The organism is Embleya sp. NPDC005575 (assembly GCF_040605455.1).
Classification (GTDB): Bacteria; Actinomycetota; Actinomycetes; order Streptomycetales; family Streptomycetaceae; genus Embleya.
The window spans coordinates 1-3,200 of record NZ_JBEXCV010000316.1 but is presented as its reverse complement, the minus strand read 5'-3'; the positions used below and the strand labels follow the sequence as shown (position 1 = coordinate 3,200).

General features: G+C 73.7%; 5 protein-coding genes and 1 pseudogene. 2 read left to right on the top strand and 4 right to left on the bottom strand.

What is annotated here, in order from left to right:
• Positions 1 to 191: pseudogene (locus tag ABZS54_RS42575) on the bottom strand (M4 family peptidase); the annotation flags it as partial.
• Positions 192 to 437: 246 nt separating this feature from the next.
• Positions 438 to 884 carry a helix-turn-helix domain-containing protein gene (locus ABZS54_RS42570; RefSeq protein WP_355548723.1) on the bottom strand — a complete coding sequence of 149 codons (447 nt, stop codon included), beginning with the start codon at positions 882 to 884 and terminating at the stop codon, positions 438 to 440.
• Between ABZS54_RS42570 and ABZS54_RS42565 the strand changes: the two genes are divergently transcribed.
• Both ABZS54_RS42565 and ABZS54_RS42560 read left to right on the top strand, forming a co-directional pair.
• A complete protein-coding gene (locus ABZS54_RS42565) occupies positions 850 to 987 on the top strand; it encodes a hypothetical protein (RefSeq protein ID WP_355548726.1) in 138 nt (45 codons plus the stop codon). The two genes, ABZS54_RS42570 and ABZS54_RS42565, sit on opposite strands and share 35 nt — an antisense overlap.
• A 141-nt stretch (positions 988 to 1,128) precedes the next feature.
• A complete protein-coding gene (locus ABZS54_RS42560; protein WP_355548720.1) occupies positions 1,129 to 1,635 on the top strand; it encodes a hypothetical protein in 507 nt (168 codons plus the stop codon).
• 142 nt (positions 1,636 to 1,777) lie between these two features.
• On the opposite strand, the gene ABZS54_RS42555 is transcribed toward ABZS54_RS42560, so the two are convergent.
• Both ABZS54_RS42555 and ABZS54_RS42550 read right to left on the bottom strand, forming a co-directional pair.
• Positions 1,778 to 2,011: a DUF2795 domain-containing protein gene (locus ABZS54_RS42555; protein WP_355548717.1), complete on the bottom strand. Its 234-nt coding sequence runs from the start codon at positions 2,009 to 2,011 to the stop codon at positions 1,778 to 1,780.
• Positions 2,012 to 2,309: 298 nt separating this feature from the next.
• Positions 2,310 to 3,200: hypothetical protein (locus ABZS54_RS42550; RefSeq protein WP_355548714.1), on the bottom strand; the 891-nt coding region annotated here is incomplete at its 5' end.

Sequence of the window (3,200 nt, the reverse complement as noted above, 5' to 3'; positions counted from 1 at the left end):
TACTGCTCGTCGGGACCCTTGGCGAGGGAGTCCAGACCGCTGGCCGCGGCGCGGTCGGCGGCGGAGACCGCCAGCGACTGCGAGCCGGGCGGGGGAGACGGATCGGCGGAAGCCGGCTGGGCAACCGTGCCGATCGCCAAACCGGCGAGCATGGCCAGGACGGTCCCGGCCGTGGTCGTTCTGCGATTCATCGAGGCTCCTTGAGTGGAAGGCAGACCTCGACCACGAATCCGGCTTTGTGCCGCTCGCCTTGTGAGCATTGCGGCCGACCGTGCACGCCGGGGTTCGTGCCCGAGCGAGCGAAACACTCACACGACCACGTGTCCTGAGCGAAGGGATCCGGCGAGGCCAGCAAATACTGGCTAAATCGCGGGACTCCGGCGCGCCGATCGTGGGTGCGTCCCCCCGGGCCGCCTCGGCGGCGCGGGGGGACGCATTCAACGAGCCAGGGGGCAACGGGGCAGTAGGAGCCGTAGGTCGACGGCACGAAGACCGCGTCCCAGGCATCCCTGGTCTTCCGGTACGGGGCGCACGTGGGGTCGAGGACCTTGGCCGCCTTCAGGGTTTGCCCCGTAGCTTCGGGTAGTTCGTGCCCTCGTCCGCCTCCACGGCACGGACCTTGCCGGGGCCACATGCGCGGGGTGGCGCAGGCTCCGGCCGACGAGGTGTTCGACCCGGTGCGGGCGCGGGAGCACGGTGTTGCGGTGGTGGCTGAGGTGTTCGGCGGTGGCCGGGATCGAGCCGGCGCATCGATACCACGCGTCCAGGGTGCTCGGCAGGCACCTGCAAGCCTCCGGATGCAGGGCCGACTCCGGGTGTATCAGGGCTTCTTCGGCGCCTTCCAGGCCTATGCCCCGGCGCTCCGGCCTGTCCTTCACCGGCATGATCAACCAGGCCACGAAGGGCTCGCTGCCGCTGCCGGTCGCCGCCCACCGGATTGCCGCCGGCGTCCGGCCGCCGGGTCGGCTCTGGGAGCCAAGCGGCTGAACTCGGGCCGGGCGGCGGTGAACGAACGATCGGGAGCGCGGCCCACGCGCGCACCTACGCTGGGGGCATGGTCTTTCCCACGATGTCCGCGACGGCGCCGGGTCGGCCGGCGAAGGTGGGCGCAGCGGAGGAGGGAGCAGGGTGACCGGGGGCGGGACGGATACGGCGGGGGGCTTCGAGCCGGCGACCGGCGCCGAGGTGCGGCCGACGTCGGTGACGGGCGCGGAAGTGGGGGTGGCGGAGCGGACGGCGGCGGTGCGGGAGGCGTTCGACGCGCTGCTGCGGATTCGCGTGGTGGTGAACACGGCGGACGCGGACCCTGGGGCGGTGCCCGCCGAGTGGGAGCGGGTCCGGATGGTGCGGGCGATCAGCCTGTCGTTGGAGGCGGCCGGGGTATCGCCGTCGGCGGTCGACGAGCGGGGCGAGCGTACGGCCACGGGGTACTGCGTCACCGCGACCGAGCATCCCGCGGTCGCGCGGGTGGAGTGGCCGGGCCCACGCGGAAGCGGCGCGCGGCACCAAGCGGAGACGGCGCTGCGCGGGTGTGCGCGGGTGCTGGGTGGGCTCGGCTGGGTGGTGCTGGAGTACCGCGGCAAGGCCGGCCGCCGGCATCTGGAGGTCGAGGCTCCCTCGACCGTGCGGCGGTGAGCGGCGGCGCGACACCGGATGATGGTGCGGCGGCGGGAGGACTACAGACCGGAGGAGCCGGACTTTGCGCTCGGGCCGATTCCGCCGGCCGACGGCGTGGGTGCGGTCACGGGCGGCGGGGCGGGTCGAGCGCCGGGGGTGGTTACAGACCGGGGTCCATTCCGGCGTGCCGCCCGCACAGGGCCATGCACACCTGGTTCGGCCCCTCGTACGGACGTTCCGGCAGCGCCGCCAAGGCTCGGGTGACCCAGCCTGCGGCTCCATTGTTCGTGGCCGCCGCAGTCAGGGCTTCCGGACGGGCCGGAAATCGCACGCCGAACAGCGCGCACTGCAACGCTTCGGGTTCCATCAACGTCGATTCGCCACTGCTACGCATGGCTCCTCCACAACACCACCCGGCCCGGGGTGCGCCCACCCGACGGCCGGTCTCGCCGAACGCACCGGGCACCGGCCTTCGCGCCGCCCTCGAGGCCGCGCATCGACACGGGGCCGCCTGTCGCACGAGCGCGTGACGTCTTTCGGGGCTCGTGCTCCCGAGGCGCCGGCATCTTTCCGTTCCAGAGCTATAATACGCCGCTGCGGCGACCCGACGCCGGATCGCGTGGGCCAGTGACCCCATCGGTGCTGCACGGCCCGTTTCGAATCCGGCATCGCCGGTTGCGGGTGGGGCAACCTCACGTGGCGAACCCGAGGTGGACGTGGTCCCGGTGGGTCGGGTCGCTGAAGAACGCGGCGCCGGAGAGTTGGTACGGGCCACCCACGTTGTACGAGCCGGCCGCCGCGCCCGCCCGCATGAAGCCCTCGACTAGGGCGCGCGGTGTGGTCGGGTCCACCACGGCTCGGCCGTCGATACGCCATACGTCGACGGCCCGCCCCCGTGGGTGGTCGCTGGGGCGGGTGGTGCCGAATACGTCGATCGGGTGGCCCGAGCGCAGGACGCTGACGTCGATGGTGTGGTCGGCGGCGAGCGTTTCCAACGCGGTCAACACGGACGCGTGTACGGCGCCGGCCCGCACGTCGGCGGTTGCCGCGGGCGGCAGGGTGATGCGCGAATCGGCGAGGATCCGGCTCGCCTGGGCGGAGAGCGACGCGGCGGCCGGTCCGGGATCCGACGGGTACAGCGCGGTGACCGTCCAGACGGGCGCGGCCCGGCTCAACCGCACGTCCACGGTCGACCCGTCCGCCGTCACGGTCCCGTCCTCGGCCCGCATCCACCGACGGCAGACCACGAGCACACTCGCGGTGTCGTCCAGGATGCCGCCGTACTGGGCGTCGACCACTTCGAGCACGGCCTGCGGTGCCTGGGCCGACAGCGGACCGGCCCGGTCGGCCAACTCCGGGGCGAAGCCCAGTGCGGCGAGCCGCGCCCGGGCCGCCGCGAGCCCCTGCCCGCCGGGCGGCCACGCGCCGAGAGCCGACACCAGGGTGACCGCGCGCTGCTTCACCTGCGGCTGCACGTCGCCGGGGTTGGGCGCCCACGCGGCGACCGTGGGCAGGGCTGTTGCGGTACTCGTCGCGGGTGCGCCGCCGGTCGGCGCCGCCGGCCCGGTCGGCGCCGCGGTCGC

Bases quoted from the DNA above. Each gene is read 5' to 3' on its own strand.
- ABZS54_RS42565 (WP_355548726.1), top strand. From the start codon at position 850: ATGCCCCGGCGCTCCGGCCTGTCCTTCACCGGCATGATCAACCAGGCC.
- ABZS54_RS42570 (WP_355548723.1), bottom strand. From the start codon at position 884: ATGCCGGTGAAGGACAGGCCGGAGCGCCGGGGCATAGGCCTGGAAGGC.
- ABZS54_RS42555 (WP_355548717.1), bottom strand. From the start codon at position 2,011: ATGCGTAGCAGTGGCGAATCGACGTTGATGGAACCCGAAGCGTTGCAG.